This is a genomic window from Nonomuraea sp. NEAU-A123 (assembly GCF_018603905.1).
In the GTDB taxonomy this organism is placed as follows: domain Bacteria; phylum Actinomycetota; class Actinomycetes; order Streptosporangiales; family Streptosporangiaceae; genus Nonomuraea.
Map to the genome: position 1 here is coordinate 199238 of NZ_JAHFZZ010000006.1, position 19452 is coordinate 218689.

The 19452-nt window shown below is 70.0% G+C and carries 22 protein-coding genes and 1 tRNA gene; 14 read left to right on the top strand and 9 right to left on the bottom strand.

The window, feature by feature from the left end; translation table 11 throughout:
• Positions 1–12: 12 nt before the first annotated feature.
• Positions 13–591: a GNAT family N-acetyltransferase gene (locus KLK06_RS20050; protein WP_214637056.1), complete on the bottom strand. Its 579-nt coding sequence runs from the start codon at positions 589–591 to the stop codon at positions 13–15.
• A 107-nt stretch (positions 592–698) separates the two neighbouring features.
• Here KLK06_RS20050 and KLK06_RS20055 point away from each other — a divergent pair, with 107 nt between their 5' ends.
• The 3 genes from KLK06_RS20055 to KLK06_RS20065 are packed head-to-tail and all read left to right on the top strand — an operon-like array spanning position 699 to position 4119.
• Positions 699–1901, top strand: a complete 1203-nt coding sequence (locus KLK06_RS20055; protein WP_214637057.1) for an acyl-CoA dehydrogenase family protein — start codon at positions 699–701, stop codon at positions 1899–1901.
• Positions 1898–3058: an acyl-CoA dehydrogenase family protein gene (locus tag KLK06_RS20060; RefSeq protein ID WP_214637058.1), complete on the top strand. Its 1161-nt coding sequence runs from the start codon at positions 1898–1900 to the stop codon at positions 3056–3058. Before KLK06_RS20055 ends, KLK06_RS20060 begins: the two co-directional genes overlap by 4 nt.
• Entirely contained in the window at positions 3055–4119 is a 1065-nt protein-coding gene (locus KLK06_RS20065) for an acyl-CoA dehydrogenase family protein (protein ID WP_214637059.1), read from the top strand. Before KLK06_RS20060 ends, KLK06_RS20065 begins: the two co-directional genes overlap by 4 nt.
• Here KLK06_RS20065 and KLK06_RS20070 read toward each other — a convergent pair.
• On the bottom strand, positions 4078–4668 hold the full coding sequence (locus KLK06_RS20070) for a TetR/AcrR family transcriptional regulator (protein ID WP_214637060.1): 591 nt from the start codon (positions 4666–4668) through the stop codon (positions 4078–4080). The two genes, KLK06_RS20065 and KLK06_RS20070, sit on opposite strands and share 42 nt — an antisense overlap.
• Positions 4669–4839: 171 nt before the next feature.
• Here KLK06_RS20070 and KLK06_RS59980 point away from each other — a divergent pair, with 171 nt between their 5' ends.
• Positions 4840–5604, top strand: coding sequence for a nuclease-related domain-containing protein (locus KLK06_RS59980; protein WP_214637061.1), 765 nt, complete (start codon positions 4840–4842; stop codon positions 5602–5604).
• Between the two features lie 5 nt (positions 5605–5609).
• Here KLK06_RS59980 and KLK06_RS20080 read toward each other — a convergent pair whose 3' ends face one another.
• On the bottom strand, positions 5610–6962 hold the full coding sequence (locus tag KLK06_RS20080) for a VWA domain-containing protein (RefSeq protein ID WP_214637062.1): 1353 nt from the start codon (positions 6960–6962) through the stop codon (positions 5610–5612).
• Positions 6955–7794 (bottom strand): MoxR family ATPase, encoded by an 840-nt coding sequence (locus KLK06_RS20085; RefSeq protein WP_214637063.1) that lies wholly within the window; start codon positions 7792–7794, stop codon positions 6955–6957. Before KLK06_RS20085 ends, KLK06_RS20080 begins: the two co-directional genes overlap by 8 nt.
• A gap of 100 nt (positions 7795–7894) precedes the next feature.
• Between KLK06_RS20085 and KLK06_RS20090 the strand changes: the two genes are divergently transcribed.
• Positions 7895–7968 (top strand) — tRNA-Lys (locus tag KLK06_RS20090).
• Positions 7969–7983: 15 nt separating this feature from the next.
• On the opposite strand, the gene KLK06_RS20095 is transcribed toward KLK06_RS20090, so the two are convergent.
• Both KLK06_RS20095 and KLK06_RS20100 read right to left on the bottom strand, forming a co-directional pair.
• On the bottom strand, positions 7984–8670 hold the full coding sequence (locus tag KLK06_RS20095; RefSeq protein WP_214637064.1) for a hypothetical protein: 687 nt from the start codon (positions 8668–8670) through the stop codon (positions 7984–7986).
• A gap of 233 nt (positions 8671–8903) precedes the next feature.
• Complete coding sequence (locus tag KLK06_RS20100) at positions 8904–9197, bottom strand: hypothetical protein (protein WP_214637065.1); 294 nt, start codon at positions 9195–9197, stop codon at positions 8904–8906.
• A 71-nt stretch (positions 9198–9268) separates the two neighbouring features.
• Here KLK06_RS20100 and KLK06_RS20105 point away from each other — a divergent pair, with 71 nt between their 5' ends.
• The gene (locus KLK06_RS20105) at positions 9269–9907 is read left to right on the top strand and encodes a hypothetical protein (protein ID WP_214637066.1); all 639 of its coding nucleotides are present in this window, start codon (positions 9269–9271) and stop codon (positions 9905–9907) included.
• A 323-nt stretch (positions 9908–10230) separates the two neighbouring features.
• Here KLK06_RS20105 and KLK06_RS20110 read toward each other — a convergent pair whose 3' ends face one another.
• Together KLK06_RS20110 and KLK06_RS20115 are read right to left on the bottom strand one after the other, a co-directional pair.
• Entirely contained in the window at positions 10231–10425 is a 195-nt protein-coding gene (locus KLK06_RS20110; protein WP_214637067.1) for a ferredoxin, read from the bottom strand.
• 2 nt (positions 10426–10427) lie between these two features.
• A complete protein-coding gene (locus KLK06_RS20115; protein ID WP_214637068.1) occupies positions 10428–11627 on the bottom strand; it encodes a cytochrome P450 in 1200 nt (399 codons plus the stop codon).
• A 106-nt stretch (positions 11628–11733) separates the two neighbouring features.
• Between KLK06_RS20115 and KLK06_RS20120 the strand changes: the two genes are divergently transcribed.
• The gene (locus tag KLK06_RS20120) at positions 11734–12318 is read left to right on the top strand and encodes a TetR/AcrR family transcriptional regulator (protein ID WP_214637452.1); all 585 of its coding nucleotides are present in this window, start codon (positions 11734–11736) and stop codon (positions 12316–12318) included.
• Positions 12319–12346: 28 nt separating this feature from the next.
• Here KLK06_RS20120 and KLK06_RS20125 read toward each other — a convergent pair whose 3' ends face one another.
• Positions 12347–12880 carry an NUDIX hydrolase gene (locus tag KLK06_RS20125; protein WP_214637069.1) on the bottom strand — a complete coding sequence of 178 codons (534 nt, stop codon included), beginning with the start codon at positions 12878–12880 and terminating at the stop codon, positions 12347–12349.
• Between the two features lie 158 nt (positions 12881–13038).
• Here KLK06_RS20125 and KLK06_RS20130 point away from each other — a divergent pair, with 158 nt between their 5' ends.
• The 7 genes from KLK06_RS20130 (at position 13039) to egtE (ending at position 19452) form a co-directional block, all read left to right on the top strand.
• Positions 13039–13677, top strand: a complete 639-nt coding sequence (locus KLK06_RS20130) for an RNA polymerase sigma factor (RefSeq protein ID WP_308168349.1) — start codon at positions 13039–13041, stop codon at positions 13675–13677.
• A gap of 68 nt (positions 13678–13745) precedes the next feature.
• Entirely contained in the window at positions 13746–13985 is a 240-nt protein-coding gene (locus KLK06_RS20135; protein ID WP_214637071.1) for an anti-sigma factor, read from the top strand.
• A 163-nt stretch (positions 13986–14148) separates the two neighbouring features.
• The gene (egtA, locus tag KLK06_RS20140; protein ID WP_214637072.1) at positions 14149–15354 is read left to right on the top strand and encodes an ergothioneine biosynthesis glutamate--cysteine ligase EgtA; all 1206 of its coding nucleotides are present in this window, start codon (positions 14149–14151) and stop codon (positions 15352–15354) included.
• Entirely contained in the window at positions 15351–16643 is a 1293-nt protein-coding gene (egtB, locus tag KLK06_RS20145; protein WP_214637073.1) for an ergothioneine biosynthesis protein EgtB, read from the top strand. The genes egtA and egtB overlap by 4 nt, the downstream gene beginning before the upstream one ends.
• Entirely contained in the window at positions 16643–17350 is a 708-nt protein-coding gene (gene egtC, locus KLK06_RS20150; RefSeq protein ID WP_214637074.1) for an ergothioneine biosynthesis protein EgtC, read from the top strand. Before egtB ends, egtC begins: the two co-directional genes overlap by 1 nt.
• Before the next feature lie 18 nt (positions 17351–17368).
• A complete protein-coding gene (gene egtD / locus KLK06_RS20155) occupies positions 17369–18337 on the top strand; it encodes an L-histidine N(alpha)-methyltransferase (protein ID WP_214637075.1) in 969 nt (322 codons plus the stop codon).
• Entirely contained in the window at positions 18334–19452 is a 1119-nt protein-coding gene (egtE, locus tag KLK06_RS20160; RefSeq protein ID WP_214637076.1) for an ergothioneine biosynthesis PLP-dependent enzyme EgtE, read from the top strand. Before egtD ends, egtE begins: the two co-directional genes overlap by 4 nt.

Consider the following 19452-nt stretch of genomic DNA (forward strand, 5'->3'; position numbering starts at 1 on the left):
CGGCCCTTTCGGCTAACGGTTCAGGCGAGCTCGGTGGTGTGGCCACTCCTCTTCGAGGATGCCGAAATAGACCGTGTCGCGCCAGGTGCCGTCCGGCCTCATGCGCTGGCGCCGCAGTGTCCCCTCATGCACCCCACCGATGCGCTTGATGGCGTTCTGCGACCGCTCGTTCAGCACGTCCGTCTTGAGCATGACGCGGTTGTAGCCCAGCTTGTCGAAGGCGTGGTCGATAAGCAACAGCTTGCAGGAGGTGTTGACCGCCGTACGCCAGACCGCCCGGCCGTACCAGGTCCAGCCGATCTCGACACTCTTCTCGAACCCGGGCACGTTGCTGTACGTCGTCCAGCCGACAGCCCGCCCCGACGACTTGTGCACGACCGCGAAAGGGACGTGCTTGCCGTCCGTGAGGAGGCCGCGGGCGATCTCCGCCAGCTCCGGCTCGGCACGTGGCGGCGGGACCGGCATCCAGCGCCAGACCTCCTCGTCCCCGCCTCCGGCGAGGAACAGGTCGGGGATGTGCTCCATGGTGAGCGGCTCAAGGCGGACGACGTCGTTCTCGAGCACCACAGGAGAGGGCAGGTTCGCGGTCATGGCGGTCACCCTAAAACAAGATCCAGATCACCCTTATGGCCACCTGCCCGGTTTTACCGGTGACCACCTGTCGACACTCATACCGGCCGGTCGGTAGGGTCACGGGTATGGACTTCGCCTTCGACACCGTCACCGAGGACCTGCGCGAGCGCCTGCTGCGCTTCATGGACGAATGCGTCTACCCGGCCGAGGCCGCCTTCGAGGAGCAGGCGGCGACCAGCGGATGGGGCTCGCCGCCCCTGGTCGCCGACCTGAAGGACGAGGCGAGAAAGCGCGGCCTGTGGAACCTGTTCCTGCCGGGAGAGCACGGCGCGGGGCTGACGAACCTGCAGTACGCGCCGCTGGCGGAGATCATGGGCCGCAGCCCGAGTCTCGCGCCCGTGGCCACCAACTGCGCCGCGCCGGACACCGGCAACATGGAGGTCCTCTCCATGTTCGGCAACGAGTGGCAGCGCAAGGAGTGGCTGCAGCCGCTGCTCGACGGTGAGATCCGCTCGGCGTTCGCGATGACCGAGCCCGACGTGGCCTCCTCCGACGCCACGAACATCGCCACCTCCATCGCCCGCGACGGCAACGAGTACGTCATCAACGGCCGCAAGTGGTTCATCTCCGGCGCGATGAACCCCGACTGCAAGATCTTCATCCTCATGGGCAAGACCAACCCCGACGCGCCGAAGCACCGCCAGCAGAGCATGGTGCTGGTGCCGCGCGACACACCCGGCATGCACATCAAGCGCGGCATGCACGTGTTCGGCTACAGCGACGCCGACCACGGCGGCCACGCCGAGATCGTGTTCGAGGACGTACGGGTGCCGGTCGACAACCTGATCGGCGAGGAGGGCGGCGGCTTCGCGATCGCCCAGGCCAGGCTCGGGCCGGGCCGCATCCACCACTGCATGCGGCTGATCGGCATGGCCGAGCGCGCCGTCGAGCTGATGTGCCGCCGCGCGCTGGAGCGTACGACGTTCGGCAAGCCCATCGCGCAGCAGGGCGTCATCCAGGAGTGGATCGCCGAGTCCCGCATCCGGATCGAGCAGCTGCGGCTGCTCGTCCTCAAGACGGCCTGGCTCATGGACACCGTCGGCAACCAGGGCGCCCACACCGAGATCCAGGCCATCAAGATCTCCACCCCGATCACCGTGGAATGGATCCTGGACAAGGCCATCCAGGTACACGGCGCGGGCGGGGTCTCGCAGGACTTCCCCCTGGCGGCGCTCTGGGCGGGGGCCAGGTCGCTGCGCCTGGCCGACGGTCCCGACGAGGTGCACAAGCGCTCACTCGCCTACCGCGAACTGAAGAGGTACATGTGAACGAGGCGGACATCAAGCACCGCATAGACGCCTTTCGAGGCGCGAACGACCCAGAAAACCGGCTGGAGTTCCTGCGGGCCAGGTTCGACGCCGGGCTGGCGTGGGTCTGGTTCCCCGAGGGGCTCGGCGGGCTGGGCGTGTCGCGGGAGCTGCAGCAGGTCGTCGAGCGGGAGCTCGCCGACACGCCCCAGCTCAACACCGGCGTGCAGGGCATCGGCCTGGGCATGGCGGCGCCGACGATCCTGGCGTTCGGCACGGACGAGCAGCGGCGCCGCTTCCTCCGGCCGCTGTGGACGGGCGAGGAGATCTGGTGCCAGCTCTTCAGCGAGCCTGGCGCGGGGTCCGACCTGGCGACGCTGGCCACCAAGGCGGTCAGGGACGGCGACGAATGGGTCGTCGACGGCCAGAAGGTATGGACGTCCGGCGCGCACCACTCCCGGTGGGCGATCCTCGTGACTCGTACCGACCCGGACGTGCCCAAGCACCGCGGCATGACGTACTTCATCTGCGACATGCACGCGCCGGGCGTCGAGGTGCGCCCGCTGCGGCAGATCACCGGGGAGGCCGAGTTCAACGAGGTGTTCCTCACCGGCGTGCGGCTCTCCGACGACCTGCGGCTCGGTGAGGTCGGCGACGGCTGGCGGGTCGCCCAGACCACGCTGATGAACGAGCGCGTCGCGATCGGCGGCGCCCCCGTACGGCGCGGCGGCGGCATGATCGGCCCCGTGCTCGACACCTGGCACGAGCACCCCGAGCTGCGCACGCACGACCTGCACCAGCGGCTGCTGTCGCTGTGGGTGGAGTCGGAGGTGACCCGCCTGTCCGGGGTACGGCTGCGCGAGCAGCTCGTCGCGGGGCAACCCGGTCCGGAGGGGTCGGGCATGAAGCTGTCGTTCGCCAAGCTGAACCAGGCGCTGTCGGGCCTCGACGTCGAGCTCAAGCGCGACCTCGGCTACGACGACTGGACCTTCCGCCGCTCGGAGGACGTCGACTTCTACGGGCGTGGCGCCGGCTACCGCTACCTGCGCGCCAAGGGCAACTCGATCGAGGGCGGCACCTCGGAGATCCTGCGCAACATCATCTCCGAACGGGTGCTCGGCCTACCCTCCGAACCCCGCGTCGACAAGGACGTCCCTTGGAAGGACCTGCCCCGATGACCCTGCTGTACTCGGAGGTCGAGGAGGAACTGCGCGCCGCCGTGCGCGGCCTGCTCGCCGACCGCTGCCCGCCCGCCGCGGTGCTCAAGCGGGTGGAGTCCGACCCCTACGACCTCGACCTGTGGAAGACGCTCGCCGGGGAGATCGGCGTGGCGGGCCTGCTCATTCCCGAGCAGTACGGAGGCGCGGGCGCTTCGGCCCGCGAGGCCGCTGTCGTGCTGGAGGAGCTCGGCCGGGGCGTCACACCGGTCCCGTTCTTCACCAGTGCCGTCCTGGCCACCCACGCGCTGCTGGCGACGGGCTCGGCGGACCTGCTGGGCGAGCTGGCCGAGGGCCGGACGACCGCGGCCCTGGTGGTGTCGTTCGCCGCCTCGCCGTACCGGCCGTGGCGGGGTTCGTCGGTGAATCTGGACGGCGGGACGCTGTCCGGGACCGTGTCCGCGGTCGCGGGGGCGGAGGTGGCCGACGTGCTGCTGGTGCCGGTCGGCGGGGAGCTGTACGCGGTCGAGGCCGCGGACGCCGCCGTCGAGGTCATACCGTCGCTGGATCTGACCCGTCCGGTCGCCACGGTCCGCATCGTAGGGGCGCCCGCGCGGTTGCTGGGGCCGTGCGATCTGGCCGAGGTGCTGCGGTTCGGTGCGGGTCTGCTCGCCTCCGAGCAGCTCGGGGTGGCGGAGTGGTGTCTGGACACCACGCTCGCGTACGTGAAGGAACGCCACCAGTTCGCCCGCCCGATCGGCTCGTTCCAGGCCATCAAGCACCGGCTGGCCGATCTCTGGCTCGACGTGGTCAGGGCGAGGGCCGCCGCCCGTGCCGCCGCCGGTGACGACTCGGCCGTGACGGTCGCCGTGGCCCAGGCGTGGAACGCGGGTGTCGCCGTACACGCGGCCGAGGAGGCCCTGCAGTTGCACGGCGGGATCGGGATGACGTGGGAGCACCCCCTGCATCTCTACCTCAAGCGCGCCAAAGCCTGCGAGACGGCGCTCGGCACACCCGGAGACCACCGGGAGGCGCTGGCCTCACTCGCCGACGTGCCCGGCCCCGAGGGAGGTCAGCAGTAGGTCGGCGAAGTGCTTGCCCACCTGGGCGCCGGTCAGCGGTCCGTCCGTGTGGTACCAGGTGCCCAGGTGGTGCACCGAGCCGAAGAAGTAGTCGACGACGAGCTCGGCCGGGACGCGTTCGCTGAACACCCCCTCGCGCTGGCCCTCGATCACCAGGTCGCGGAAGCGCTCGTGGTAGCGGCGGCGCTCGGCTCGTACGGTCTTGCGCGTCTCGGGCGCGAGCAGGTGCATCGACCGGAAGAAGATCTTGGAGTCGTCGAGGTTCGCGGTGGTGGTCTCGATGACATCGGCCGCCGCCGCGTGCAGCCGCTCGGCGACCGTGCCGGGGCCGTCGGCGATCTCGGTCAGGCGCTCCATCTGCATGCGCAGCACCCGGCCGTAGATCTCATGCAGCAGATCATCCTTGGAGTCGAAATAGTGGTACATGGCGCCTTTGGTGACGCCGGCGGCCAGTACGATCTCCTGCACGGAGGCGCCCTCAAAGCCCCGCTCCGCGAAAAGCCGGGTCGCTTCGCCCAGCAGCCTCCTGCGTACCGGTTCGTCCTTCACGTGTCACAGCATACCGACTGGTCGGTTGATGCCATCCCAGCAGGTGCTATTTCCGTAACCTTAGGGTCCCCTTGCTTCCGTTGGAGTCAGGTGGGGTATTAATTAACTCGGCGAGGGATCTTCGGCGTGGCAGATCCCGATGGTTGCAGCGACTCATTGGGGGAGTTTGCCGTGCCTGGTGGCTCTATCTACGTGCAGCAGGACGAGAAGTTCACTGGGGCATCCCCTCAGTGGTACTACGAGAAGTTCTGGCGCGAGGACGCCAACAACCGCAAGCGATCAAGGATGATCAAGGCGGCCGTTGGCTTCGCGGCGGGCATCGGCCTGGCGCTCCGCTTCGACCTGGGGCTCACCGCCCTCTACGGCCTCGCGTTCGCGGGCCTCGTGGCCGGCATCGACTGGTATGTCGCCTGGCGCTCCTTCCGCCTGACCGCGGTCTGGCGGGGCCGGCGGCGCGGCGAGGTGATCACCGGCCGGATGCTCCGCCGCTCGCTCGGCAAGCACGGCTACAGCGTCCTCGACGGCCGGGCTATCAGGGAGCAGGCGTCCATCGACCACCTCGTGATCGGCCCCGGCGGCGTGTGGGTCATCGACAACGAGTCGTGGAGCCCCGACACCGAGATCGCCACCTACTGCGACCGGCTCTTCTTCGGCGAGAAGTACGGCAGCAAGGTGGCCAAGTCCCTGGTCGAGACCTCCAACGCCTTCGCCGAGTTGCTGACCCGCGAGACCGGGATCCCGGTGACGATCACCCCGCTGCTCGCCGTGCACTGCGGCCTGCTGCCGCGCGGCGGCCAGGTCACCGCCGAGGGCCTCACGCTGCTCAAGCCGAGCCTGGCGGCCAAGCGCATCAAGGCGATCGCCGGAGAGGTGCTCGACGAGCAGCAGATCGAGCTGCTCACCCGCACCGCCGCTCGGGAGCTCCAGCGTGCCTGACTCGCTCAGGCGAGGTCTTCGATGAACGCGGTGAGCTGCGCGACGTTGCGGCACTCGTACATCGGCACGACCGCGTCGTAGTCGGTGGCGATGGAGTCGCCCGTGTCCCACTGCTGCCGCGGCTCCGGGTTCAGCCAGTACGCGTGCCGGGCCTTGGCGGCCAGGGCGCGCAGGGTGTCGACGGCGGCCGGCTGGTAGTTGGAACGGGCGTCGCCGAGGATCAGCAGCGACGTCTTGGAGCCGATCGCGTCGCCGTAGCGCTCGGCGAACCGCTCGAAGGAATGGCCGTAGTTCGTCCGCCCGAAGCGCACCATGTCCGCCTCGTTGGCCAGCCGGGTCATCGCCTCCACCACGTCCGCGCCGGGGACGAAGAAGCGGGTGATCTCGTCGACCGTGTCCACGAACCCGAACGCCCGTACCTTGGTGAACTGCTCCCTCAGCGCGTACGTGAGCAGCAGCGTGAAGTGCGCGAACGACGAGACCGAGTCGCTGGTGTCGCAGAGGATCACCAGCTCGGGCTTGTGCGGCCGGGGCGGCTTGAAATGCGTGGTCAGTGGGACGCCGCCGCTCTGCAGTGAGGCCCGCATGGTGCGGCGGAAGTCGAGACGGCCGCGTTTGCCCTTCCGATGCTTGATCGTCAGCCTGGCCGCCAGGCGCCGGGCCAGCGGGTAGACCTCGCGTCGCAGTCGGGCCAGGTCCGCCTTGGTGATGCGGAGGAAGTCGAGCTGGTCGAGCGGGGGGCGGACGGCCGAGCGGGCGATGCGTTCGACGCCGGAGTCCTCGGCGATGCGGCGGCGCACGTCGGTGGCGACCGCGTCCTCGAAGCGCTTGATGCCGGCGTTCACCCGCTGCCGCGCGGTCTTCTCGGCCAGCCCACCGCGCTCCTGACCGGCCAGGACCTCTTGGAGGATCCGCGCCATCAGCGTCTCGGGGGACAGCGCGCGCAGGACGCTGTAGGAGAACCAGTTCTGGCGGCCGGGACCCGCCGGCTGCCGGCCGAACCGCCCGACCATGGCCCTGGCGAACTCCCGCATCTCGGCCTCGCCGCCATCGGTGAGCAGCCGGGCCAGGTGGTCGCGTAGCTCGCTGAGGTCTTCGCCTTTGGGGCCTTCGCCGTACAGGCCGGTCGTGGAGGACGGAAACCACAGGTCGAACAGCATGTCGAACCCGGGGCGGTACCCCGGCTTCTTGACCAGCGTCGCAGCGTAGGCGGCGCGCAGCGACTCGCGCTCGGTCAGGTCGATCACCCGCAGCGCCCGCACCGCGTCGAGCCCTTCGGCCAGCGACACGGGCAGCCCCGCCTCCCGCAGCGCATGCACGAACCCGACATGCCTGTCGACCAGCGACGTGTCACTCATGAGGCAGCCCGAGCTCCTTGGCCGCGCGAACGTGGTCGGAGGCGTGCTTGAGCACCACGCCCAGCGTGCCCGCCACGGTCGCCGCGTCCAGTTCGTCGCGCCCCAGGGCGAGCAGCGTGTTCGCCCAGTCGACCGTCTCGGCCACCGACGGCGCCTTCTTCAGCTCCAGGGACCGCAGCGTGGCGACGGTCCTGGCCAACTGCTCGGCCAGGTCCGCGCGGATCGTCGGCACCTGGCTGAGCACGATGTCGCGCTCGCGTTCCGGCGTCGGGTACTCGATGTGCAGATAGAGACAGCGCCGCTTGAGCGCCTCGGACAGCTCGCGGGTCGCGTTGGAGGTCAGCACGACGTACGGTTTGCGCACCGCGCTGATGGTGCCCAGCTCCGGGATCGTCACCTGAAAGTCCGACAGGAGCTCCAGCAGCAGCCCCTCGACCTCCACATCCGCCTTGTCCGTCTCGTCGATGAGCAGCACGGTCGGCACCCCGGCCCTGATCGCCTTGAGCAGCGGCCGCTCCAGCAGGAACTCCTCGCTGAAGATGTCGTCATCGGCACTGGTGGCCTGGATGCGCAGGAGCTGCTTCTTGTAGTTCCACTCGTACAGGGCCCTGGCCTCGTCGAGCCCCTCGTAGCACTGCAACCTGATCAGCTCGGAGCCGGTGGCCAGCGCCACGGCCTTGGCCAGCTGCGTCTTGCCCACCCCCGCTGGGCCTTCGACCAGCAGCGGCTTGCCGAGGGCGGCGGCGAGGAACACCGAGGTGGAGATGGCGTCGTCGGAGAGATAGTCAACGGCGGCGAGCCGCTCGGTCACGGCGGCGGGCGAGTCGAACATCGATGCTCCTGTCTGAATGCCGAACTTTATTCTAGCGGCAGGCAGGCAGGTGATACCGATTCGACCAGGATGCGGAGTGCCGGTATATTCCTCTCTGCAAGCGCCGTTAGCTCAGTTGGTTAGAGCAGCTGACTCTTAATCAGCGGGTCCGGGGTTCGAGTCCCTGACGGCGCACAGCGAAACCCCGGCTCATCTATCTTGAGCCGGGGTTTCTTTGTCTACCGACCGGCCTGGCTGTGCCCAGGGAGGTGGCCGGTCCCGCGCGGCCGAGATCGCTTTCGGGGTGGGCCGTCCAGCAGACTGCGGAACCCTTTCGAGCGGTATTCCCAGCGCCTCCGCCCAATGCCGACGCCAGGAGAGTCGTCGTTGGGCTTCGCGTTCCACGCGGGTTTGAGCCTTGAGGCGGCGGCGCTCGACTTCGGTGCGGGCCGCGCTCTCCGACCGGAGCCAGGGCGGCGGATTTCGCAGCAGGCCTGCCACATGCTGGGCCGACCAGCGGCCGCTGCCGGGACGCAGCTGTCGGATCACATCGACCGGCAGGCTGAACAGCTCGGCCACCGATGCGTCGGAGAGCCGGGTGGCTGCCCGGATGGCCGCGTCGACGGCTGCCTGCTCGGCGCGGTGGCGCCGGGACGCGTCCGCCACGGCACGGCTTGCCGCCGCTTGGGCGGCTCGGCGTAGCTCCTCATCGGCTCGGGCGTGCAGGAACCAGGCAGGTGGTGAGGAAAGCAGCTCACGCAGGGCCGGAGCGTACAGGTGGTCGCCGAGGCGCGGAAAATCGGCGGGGAACGCATCAACAGGCACGCCGAGGGCATCCGTTGGCGCGGTCAGCAGGGTGACCACCTCGCTTGCGAGGGGGAGGAGCGAGCCGAGCATGGCATCGAGGTCAGGGCGGGACAGCCGGGCTCTCCGCATGGGCTCGCCGCTGCCCGCGCCCCATCGTGCTGCTCGTGGACGAGATCGACTCGATCCATGGCGATGAGTTGATCAGCGTTCTCCGGCAGCTCCGCCAGGGATACAACAGCTTCCCGGTGCCGTTCCCGCACAGTGTGGCGCTGTGCGGGATGCGTGACGTGCGCGACTACAAGACAGCCTCGGGCGGCGACCCGTCAAGGCTGGTCGGCCCCTCGCCGTTCAACATCCTTGCCGAGTCGATGCGGCCGGCGGACTTTACCTTCGAGCAGGTGGCCGAGCTGTACGGCCAGCACACCGACGCCACCGGCCAGGAGTTCACCGCGCACGCGATACAGCGCGCCTTCCACGCCAGCCAAGGGCAGCCGTGGCTGGTCAACGCCCTCGCCCGCGAGATCATCCGCGAGACGCGCATCCCGGAAAGTCAGTCGATCACCGAAGAGCACATGAACCAGGCGGTCGAGCGGCTCATCGTCGCCCGCGCCGTTCACCTGGACTCCATGGCCGCCAAGCTGCGTGAGGACGCGTCCAGCGCATCATCGAGCCACTCCTCACCGGCGAAGTGCGGGAGAACGTCTATGACGATGACCTCGCCTACGTCCGCGATCTCGGCCTCATCACCCAGAAACCGCCGGTCCAGGTCGCCAACCCGATTTATCAGGAAGTCATCGTGCGGGTCCTCAGCCAGGACGTCGAGGCCGAGATCCTGCTCGACCGCTCAGCCTTCTTCACCTCGGACGGGCGGCTCGACATGCCGGGGATCCTGCAGGGGTTCCTCACCTTCTGGCGGCGCAACGGCGAGATCCTGCAGAGCCGTGAGACCTATCACGAGGCCGCCTGCCACCTGATCTTCATGGCTTGGCTGCACCGGGTGGTCAACGGCGGCGGTGTGATCGACCGTGAGTACGCCCTGGGCCGTGGTCGCATGGACATCTGCATCCAATGGCCCTACACAGACGCCGACGGCAAGCGCGGCTGGCAGTGGGAGGCCATCGAACTCAAGGTCCATCACCCCAGACAGCCCGACCCCGTCGAAGACGGCCTGCACCAGCTCGACGGATACCTCGATCATCTCGACCTGAGCCACGGCATCCTCATCGTCTTCGACCGCCGGCCCACTGCCCCACACCTCCTGGAGCGCACCGCCATCGAACAGGTCACCAGCCCGCGCGGTCACGCCGTCACCCTCGTCCGGGCATGAAGGCTCACACGCTGACATCCTGGGGTCAGACCAGGCGACGCCGACCCACGGGTCCGGTACGCCCTGCCGTCGGGTCCGGTACGCCCTGCCGTATTCGCAGATGGCCCACGTGCCGCAGGCCGGCGGGGACGTGGAGATCTTCATGTGCGGCAGGGTGACGAGCGGCCCGTTGGCCTCGCGCGAGGGCTGATCGGCTGCGAACTCCCGTACGGCGATCGTGAAGGTTCCCGAGATGGATCCGGGGATTCACAGGTCGGCGGGTTCCCTGAGCCCGTCCTGCGCGCCGAACGCGAGCAGGGCAGGCTCGGCTCCGGCCCGGGTGTCTATTCGTCCAGGACGATGGCCCCAGCGGGGCAGACCGCGGCGGTCTCGCGGACCGCCGCGTGCTGGTCCTCGCCGGGCTCAGCATCCAGCAGGATGACGATGCCGTCATCGTCGCGCTGGTCGAAGACCGCTGGGGCGATCAGCACGCACTGGCCGGCGCCGCAGCACTTCTCCTCGTCAACAGTGATCTTCATTGTTACCACCTCACCGGAAGCTTGAGCAGGCCGCCGACGGCGAGACCGTCCAACCGCTCCAGCTCCTCCACCGGCACCGCCAGGACCAGCGTCGGGAGCTTGCGCAGCAGGACCTCCAGCACGACCTGCAGCTCGGTGCGGGCCAGCGCCTGGCCGAGGCAGGAGTGGGCGCCGGAGCCGAAGGCCAGGTGCGGGTTGGGGCTGCGGGTCAAGTCCAACCGGTCGGCGGCATCGAAGGCGCCCTCGTCGCGGTTGGCGGCGGCCATGCTGCAGATCACCGTGGTGCCCTTCGGCAACACCGTGCCGCCGACCTCGGTCTCCTCGGGCAGATAGCGGGGCAGGCCGAAGCCGGAGTTGGCGTCGAAGCGCAGAGACTCCTCCACCGCGGTGCGGATCAGCGACGGGTCGGCCAGCAGCCGCTCCCAGCGTGTGCGGTCGGCCAGCAGCATCGCCACCATCTTGCCGATCATGTTGGCGGTGGTCTCGTGCCCGGCGACCAGCAGCGCCATCCCGGTGACCAGCACCTGCAGCTCCGTCAGCCCGCCGTCCTCCGGCCCGCCTGCCGCGATCAGCTCGCTGAGCAGGTCGTCACCAGGTTCGGCGCGCTTGGCGGCGAGGTGGTCCGACATGTACTGAAAGAACTCGGCCTGCGCGGCGTCGATCTCGGACTTCTCGTACTTGGTCAGGTTGAGCAGGGTGTCGGACCAGTAGGAGAACCGCTCGCGGTCGGCGGCGGGTACGCCGAGCATGTCGCAGATGACGTAGACCGGCAGCGGGAAGCCCAGCGACGCCTTGAGGTCGGCGGGCCGGCCGCGCTCGACCATCTCGTCGATCAATTGCTCGGCGATCCGCGCCATCTGGGGGCGCAGGGCGGACATGCGCTTGGCGGTGAACCACTTGCCGACCAGGCGCCTCCAGCGCTGGTGCTCCTCGCCGCCGTCCGGGATGATCGCCGCCATCTCGCTGCTGAACAGGCCGCCATCGTCGGTGTCCGACAGCCGGGCCGCGTCCGGGGCGTTGAGCAGGCGGCTGAGGCGCGGGTCGGCGAGCACCTGCTTGACGTCCTCGTAGCGGGTCAGCAGCGTCGCCTGGTCGCCGCTGGGCAGCTGCACGTGCGCCACCGGGCACTCGCCGCGCAGCTTCGCCCATTCGGCGGGCGGTTCCAGCGCGGTGTCGTTGGGGATCGGATAGGCCAGGGTCATGCGGCTACTCCTTGGAAGAGGCGGTGGTCGCCAGAGGGCTCATTGTTAGCCTACATCTGTAGGAAAACCGACATATGTCGGAATACGATAGGCTGATGTCGTGGCCATGATCAAGACCCAATCGAGCGACCGGCGCGTCCGCCGCACCCGAGCGGCCTTGGCCCGCGCGCTGATCCAGCTCGTCGCGGAGCAGGAGCTGGCCAGAATCAGCGTCTCGGACGTCGCCGAACTCGCCGAAGTGAGCCGCTCGTCCTTCTACGACCACTACCGCGACGTGCACGAACTGGCCGAGGACGCCTGTACGGCGATGATCGACGACCTGCTCGAGGCGGTGCCGAAGCCCTCGCTCGACTCCGGCGACCTGGCCCAGGACACGACCGCGTCGCTGACCGCCTTCTTCGCCAGCCTGGCCGAGCACGCCGGGCTCTTCCGCGCGCTGCTGGGGCCGCAGGGCAGCGCGCGCGTCATCGACCACATTCGCGCTCGGATCACCGAGGCGACCAGCGATCATCTGCTCGACGATTTTTCGCCCGTTCCGCCCGATGTCACGGCGGCGTTCACCGCCGGGGCGCTCATCGGGGTGTCGGTCGACTGGCTCCAGCGCGGATGTCCGCGAACCCCGGCCGAGATGGCCGCCGCCACCTGGCCCCTGCTGAACGCGCTCTATCGCCTGGAGTCCGGTGACGACTGAGGGCCACGGCCATGGCTGGGGTCCTACTTCAGTGTGACGCGCGGGCCTGCAGGAGGTCGGCCAGGAGGTGCAGCAGGGCCGCCGCCGTGGTCGCGGACGTGATGGCCTGCTCGCTGATCAGCCGCTGGATGCCCAGCACCGGCAGCCATTCGGCCCGTTCGTGAGCCTGGTCGCCGGTCGGCGCGGCGATGAAGGTGGCCTGGTAGGCGACGAAGATCACGTGGTCGCTGTCGGCGACGTCCTCGGCTGTGCGGACCCGGATCAGTGGCAGCAGGGGCCCGGGTCGCCAGCCGGTCTGCTCCTCCACCAGACGGGCCGCGGCCTGCTCGGGGTTTTCGTCCGGGCCGATCTCGCCGAGTGGGATCTCCCAGCCCCACGTGTCGGTGATGGGGCGGTGCCGCCACAGCAACAGCGCGCGCCCGTCACGGAAGACCACCGCTCCGGCGGCTTGCGGCGTGCGGATGAAGGGCTGCTCCACATGCTCTCCGTCGGTCAGTTCGAGGTCCACGACGCGGAGATCGACGCCGTTCGCCGCGTAGAGCAGCCTTTCCGACCGACGCATGGGATGCTCCTCACCGATTCGCCGGGGACTTGCTCCTTCGAGGATAGGCCGCCCAGCCGCCGAGGCGCGGTGATGGGCGGATTAGCCTGGGTAGATGCGGGGCACGGATCGGCCCGGATGTCATGGATGTCCCGACGTCTGACCGGAGGGAAGCGATCGTGAGGTCTTTCGCGGGCGGAGGGTTGCCCTCGGATGACGTCATTGTCCGGGCCCTCCGCGCGGGTGATGAGGCGATGTTCGCGGCGCTGCTCGACACCTGGTCCCGGGGCATGTTGCGAGTGGCCAGGTCCTACGTGTCCACCGACCACTCCGCGGAAGAGGTCGTCCAGGACACCTGGCTGGCGGTGATCGGCGGGATCGACGGCTTCGAGGGCCGTTCCTCGGTCAAGACGTGGATATTCCGCATCGTGGTCAACATGGCGAAGAAGCGCGGTGTCCGTGAGCGGCGCACGCTGCCGTGGAGCGCCTTCGAGGAAGACGGCGGCAACTCCGCGGGCCCGCACTTCGACCCGGTGCCGCCGGGCGGCTGGACGGATCCGCCCGCGGCATGGCCGACGCCTGAGGGGGAGGCGCTGGCCTCGGAGGTGCGTGGCATGATCGGCGAGATTCTGGCCAGGCTGCCGCCCCGGCAGCGCATCGTGATCACCCTGCGGGACGTGGAGGGATGCACCTCCGACGAGGTGTGCGAGATCCTGAAGATCTCCGCGGCCAACCAGCGGGTCCTGTTGCATCGCGCCCGCGTCGCGGTGCGCGGCTGGCTCGCGGACTATTTCGAGTCCGTGGGACAGCCGGACTAGCTCCTTCCGCTCCGCGCAGCGGCACAATAGGTGAAACGGTTCATCCAGGAGACAAGGCGGTCGGCGTCGTGAAGCGCTTCACATGCGACGAGCTGGTGGATCTCATCACCGCCTACCTTGACGACGCGCTCGATCCGACCGAGCGCGAGGGCGTGCGCGCGCACCTGGCCTGTTGCCAGGGGTGTAGCCGCTACTTCGAACAGTTCCGCGCGACCATCGTCGCCTTAGGCGACCCGCCCCCGGAGAAACTCCCCATCGACGTGCGCGACCGGCTCATGTCCGCGTTTCGCGAGCGGCGGCCGTCATAAGGCCCTCCAGGTGACGTAGCGGCCGGTCACGCCGCATCCGATATCCGAAAAATCCGTCTGTAACGCTTGCGCCCTTCGCGGGTCTGTAGATGGGGACGCCGTTGCCTGCGGCGGATCGCTGGACGCGGACCATCAAGACCCATGCGCCATGCGAGGGGGGCCGATGATCGGGCTTACAGCCGAGAGTACGCCGCTGCGGGACGCCTCAGCGGTGGCGGACTTCGCGCGTCGCTGCTTCCGTCCCGCCGCCGCGGACCGGGTGGGCGTGGAGCTGGAATTCCTGATCTTCGACCGTACGGCGGCGGCCCGGCAGGTCCCGCTGGCCAGGATCGAGCGGGCCCTGCCCGAACTGCCCGGCGGCAGCCAGGTGACCTTCGAACCGGGCGGACAGCTCGAACTCTCCGGCCCGGCGGGCCCGCTGGCGGAGGCGCTGGCCCGCCTGGAAGGCGACGTGGCCGCCGTACGCGCCGCCCTGCGAGCGTCAGGGCTGGTGCTGGGCGGAGTCGGCCTCGATCCGGTACGCCCGGCCCGCCGCCAGCTACGTCTGCCCCGATACGACGCGATGGCCGAGTTCCTCGGCGTGCCGTACGGACAACTCATGATGTGCTCGACCGCGTCGATCCAGGTCAACCTGGACCTGGGCGAGCGGCCGGCGGCGCGCTGGGATCGGGCGCACGCGCTCGGCCCCGTGCTGATGGCCGCCTTCGCCAACTCGCCGCTGAGCGATGGTCGGCCGTGCGGCTGGATGTCGGGCCGCCAGGCCGTCTGGGATCACCTCGACCCCACCAGAACCTCACCCGTGCCCGCCTCGGGCGATCCGGCCGCGGACTGGGCCGAATACCTGATGGATGCCCGGCTCATGCTGGTGCGAGAGGGGGAGCAGAGCTATCGCCCGGTCCGTGACGGCTCCACGTTCCGCGACTGGCTGACGGCCGACGGCGGGCGACGGCCCACCGCCGAGGACCTGGCCTACCACGCCACGACACTGTTTCCACCGGTGCGGCCCCGGGGTTGGCTGGAGATCCGCTATCTCGACGCCCAGCACCCGGCGATCTGGCCGGTCTGTGTGGCCGTGACCCATGCCCTCGTCATGGACGATCGCGCCGCCGACGCCGCGATGGCCGCGGCGGAGCCGTACCGCGGGCTGTGGGGGGTGGCGGCGCGATGCGGACTGGCCGACCCGCACCTGCGCCGGGTCGCCGAGGTGTGCTTCCGCGCCGCGCTGGAGGCGCTGCCGCGTTGCGGCGCGGGTCCCGGCCTGGTCGGCGAGGTGGCCGCGTTCGCCGACCGGCACGTGAGCACGGGCCGCTCACCGGCGTCCGACCTGCTGGATATCCCGAACTGGCCGAGCGATGAGGGATGGGAATGAACGACTTCAAGGAACGCATCGCGGCCGAGCTCATCGCGGTGCGCGACCGGTCACTCACCTACACGGCGGCGGAGGACGACCTGCTGGTACGCCAGCACTCCCAGCTGATGTCGCCACTGGTGTGGGACCTGGCGCACGTGGGCAACTACGAGGAGCTCTGGGTGCTGCGCGAGGCCGGCGGCATCGACCCGCTCCGGCCCGAGATCGACGACATCTACGACGCGTTCAAGACACCGCGCAAGGACCGCCCCAGCCTGCCCTTCCTGGGTCCGGCCGAGGCCCGCCGCTACATCGAGGGCGTACGCGGGCGGGTGCTCGACGTCCTCGACGCGATCGACCTGGACGGACCGGCCCCGCTGCACCGCGACGGCTTCGTGTTCGGCCTGGTGATCCAGCACGAGCATCAGCACGACGAGACCATGCTCGCCACCCTGCAACTGTCCGGGCAACCCGGGCTGGTGCGCGACGGCGATCTTCCACGGGGCCGGAGCGAGGGGCCGGAAGAGGTCTTCGTGCCCGCGGGCTCCTTCCTCATGGGCACCGACACCCTGCCCTGGGCTTACGACAACGAACGGCCGGCCCACCGGGTGGACCTGCCCGCGTACTGGATCGACCGGCTGCCCGTGGGCAACCGCGCCTACCAGGCGTTCATCGAGGACGGCGGCTATGAGGACGCGCGCTGGTGGTCGGCGGAGGGCTGGCAGTGGAGGCAGCGGAGCGGGGTCTTCGCCCCGCTGTTCTGGGCCAGGGACGGCGGCGCCTGGTGGCGTACCCGCTTCGGCCGTACCGAGCCGGTCCCGATGGACGAGCCGGTCCAGCACGTGAGCTGGTACGAGGCCGACGCCTACGCCCGCTGGGCGGGCAAACGGCTCCCTACCGAGGCCGAATGGGAGAAGGCCTGCGGCTGGGACCCTCGGGCCGAGAAAGCGCACAGGTACCCATGGGGTGAGGACGCCCCAGGCCCCGACCGGGCGAACCTCGGGCACCGCGCCGCCCATCCCGCGCCGCTGGGCGCCTACCCGGCCGGGGCCGGCGCCTACGGGGCCGAGCAGATGGTGGGTGACGTCTGGGAGTGGACGGCCTCCTGGTTCCAGCCCTATCCCGGTTTCCGCACTTTTCCGTACAAGGAGTACAGCGAGGTGTTCTTCGGCCAGGAGTACCGGGTGCTGCGCGGCGGCTCCTGGGCGGCCGATCCGGCGGCGGTGCGGACCACGTTCAGGAACTGGGACTACCCGATCCGCCGGCAGATCTTCACCGGCTTCCGCTGTGCCCGTTCGGAGCCGGCCTGATGTGCAGGCACGCGGCCTGGCTGGGCGCCGCCCGCTCGCTCACCCGGCTCATTCACGAGCCGGAACATGGCCTGTTGAAACAGTCGTACGCGCCGCGGCGGCAGCGCCACGGCATGATCAACGCCGACGGGTACGGCATGGGCTGGTACGAACAGAGTCGTGCGGACCCGGTGCGTTATCGCCGTTCCGTGCCCATCTGGACCGACGCCAACCTGCCCGGGCTTGCGCGGATCGCCCGCTCGACCTGCCTGCTGGCGGCCGTGCGCTCGGCCACCGTCGGCATGCCGATCGAGGAGAGCGCCACCCCGCCGTTCACCGACGGGCGGTGGCTGCTCAGCCACAACGGCCGCGTCGCGCGGGACGCGGTCAGGGACCTGGCCGACGACGCCGAGAGCGCGTGTGACGCCGCCTGGGTCGCCGCCGCCGTGTTCCAGCGCGGGCACTCCGGGCTCGGCCTGGGCGAGGCGCTCGCCGAGGTGGTCGTCCACGCCGGGGAGAAGGACCCCGGCGCCCGCCTGAACCTGCTCGCCTGCGACGGCGCGTCGATCGCCGCCACCGTCTGGGGCGACACCCTCTTCCATCACCGACTTCACGACGGCGTGCTCGTGGCCAGCGAGCCGCTCGACGACCTGCCCGGATGGCAGGCGGTACCCGAGCGCAGCCTGCTGACCGTCACCCGCGACGACGTACACGTCCAGCCGTTGTAATCCACTCGGGGAGGCCTCATGCCCGTCAGCCAGTCCACCGTGCATGTGATCAACCATCTTGACCGCGGCTATCTACGCCAGGCACTCGAACACGACGTCAGGACCGGGTTGACGGCTGTCCCCAAGTGGCTGCCGCCCAAGTGGTTCTACGACGCGGCGGGCAGCGAGTTGTTCTCCCGCATCACCCGGTTGCCCGAGTACTACCCGACCCGGCGCGAGCTCGCCATCCTGCGCGCGCGGGCCGCGGACCTGGCCGCCGCCAGCGGTGCGGACACGCTGGTCGAGCTGGGCTCGGGTACCAGCGAGAAGACCGTCCTGCTGCTCGAGGCGCTCGCCGCGCGCGTCTACACGCCGGTGGACGTCGACGCGGTCACCCTGTCGGCGGCGGCGCACCGGCTGGCCGGGCGCTTCCCCGGGCTGCGGGTGCGGGCGGTGTGCGCCGACTTCGAGCGCCATCTGGCGTTGCTGCCGCGTACCGGGCGGCGGATGGTGGCCTTCCTCGGCGGCACGATCGGGAACCTCGAACCTGCCGCCCGCGCGGTGTTCTTGAAAGACCTGCGGGCCACGCTCCGGCCCGGGGACACGTTCCTGCTCGGGGCGGACCTGGTGAAGGACACCAGGCGGCTGGTCGCGGCCTACGACGATGCGGCCGGGGTGACGGCCGCCTTCAACAGGAACGTGCTGCGGGTGATCAACCGGGAGCTGGACGCGGACTTCGACCCGGAGGCGTTCGAGCACGTGGCGCTGTACGACGAGCGGCACGAGTGGATCGAGATGCGGCTGCGGGCAAGCCGGGACATGCGGGTGCGGATCGGCGGGCTGGGGCTGGTCGCCGACTTCGTGGCGGGGGAGGAGGTGCGGACCGAGATCAGCGCCAAGTTCCGGCCGGAGGGACTGCGGGCGGAGCTCGCGGACGCGGGGTTCGAGGTGCGTCGTCGCTATACGGACCCGGCTGGGGACTTCACCCTGATCCTGGCCGAGGCGTGAGCGTTGGCACCCTGTGGCGGGCTGGGCGCAGCGAGGTGCCGCCCGGGCATCTCGACGCGGCCGGGTGCAACGTGCCCAGCGACCGGGTGCTCGACGCGGTCGTGGCGCAGCTACGGCTGGAACGGCAGCGCGGCGGCTACGCGGCCGTCCCGGACCTGACCGCGGCGAAGTCGGCTCTGGCCGAGCTGGTCGGCGCCGGTCCGGCGGACGTGGCCTTCCTGGAGAGCGGGACAGCGGCGATGGCGGCGCTGCTGGGCGGCTGGCGGCTCGCACCGGGCAGCAGCGTCGGCTACACACGCACCGAGTACGGCAGCACGCTGATGCTGCTGCGCCGCCTCGCCGAACAGCGGGACTGGAAGCTCCTCGAACTGCCCGTGGACGACGACGGCCGCCTCGAGCTGGACGGCCTGCGGGCCGGGCTGGCCCTGATGATCCTCTCCCACATCGGCTCCCACCGCGGCGTCGTGCAACCGGCGGCGGAGATCGGGGCGCGGTGCCGCGCGGCGGGGATCCCTCTCGTGCTGGACGTCTGCCAGTCGCTCGGGCACGTGGAGGTGCGCGGGGCGGGCGCGAGCGCGTACGTGGGGACCTCGCGCAAGTGGCTGGCCGGGCCGCGCGGCGTCGGCTTCCTGATCGTGCCCGACCTCACCCCCGCCATGGACGCCGCGGCCCCCACCCTCGGGGGGCACCTCTGGAACGAACCGTTACCGCTGCCACTGCCCGGCGCGGTGCGGTATGAGAGCTCGGAGGGAGCGATCGCGGCCCGGGTCGGGCTCGGCGTGGCCGTACTCGAGCAGCACGCGCTCGGCCCGTCCACGGTGCAAGCGGCTCTGGCCGACCTCGGTCGTACGGCACGCGGCCTGCTCGACGGGGCCGGGGGCTGGCGCGTGGCCGAACCGCTCGACGAGCCGTCCGCCCTCGTCACGCTCAGGCCCCCGCCGAGCGACACGGCCGAGCACGCCGCCGCCCGGGCGGCGGAGGCATCCCTGCTGGTCAGCGTCGTGCCGACCAGCCGGGCACCGTTGGACCTGCGCGAGCCCGTGCTTCGCGTCTCCCCACCGCTCGGCACATCTATGGAGACCTTGCACACCCTGGCCCGCGTCCTCGCCCGCTGA